This window comes from Mesorhizobium sp. 01N446, from assembly GCF_056399285.1.
Genome location: NZ_JBFTRA010000046.1, coordinates 1 through 437, shown reverse-complemented (window position 1 = coordinate 437; position 437 = coordinate 1). Strand labels below are relative to the sequence as shown.

General features: G+C 63.4%; 1 protein-coding gene. It reads right to left on the bottom strand.

Translation table 11 applies throughout. The annotated features are described in order from the left end of the window. A partial coding sequence (locus tag AC1DPX_RS35150) for a VCBS domain-containing protein (protein ID WP_477242616.1) occupies positions 1–437 on the bottom strand: 437 nt, incomplete at both ends.

Below are 437 nucleotides of genomic sequence, written 5' to 3'. Positions count from 1 at the left end.
CATTGATGGCAAAGGTGCCGTAGGTCCCGGCGGTTGCGGCCTGAGCGACGAAGGTCGCAGGACTGTCGACATCGGAGATGGTCAGCGTGCCGGAAGTGCTGATCGCCGCTGCGGTATTGGCTTCCGTCAGGTTGACCGAGGCAGAGGAGAGAACCGCTGCGTCATTGGTCCCCAGAATATCGATCTGCACCGAGGTGTGGGTGCCGTCGGCACTGACCACGTCGAAGTTCTCGGTGTAGTGCTGGCCGGCGACGAACTCGTTGTGGGCCGAGCTTGCGGTGTAGGTCCAGGCACCGGCCGCATTGATGGCAAAGGTGCCGTAGCTGCCGGCGGTTGCGGCCTGAGCGACGAAGGTCGCAGGACTGTCGACATCGCTGATGGTCAGCGTGCCGGAAGTGCTGATCGCTGCTGATCGCCGCTGCCGTGTTGGCTTCCGT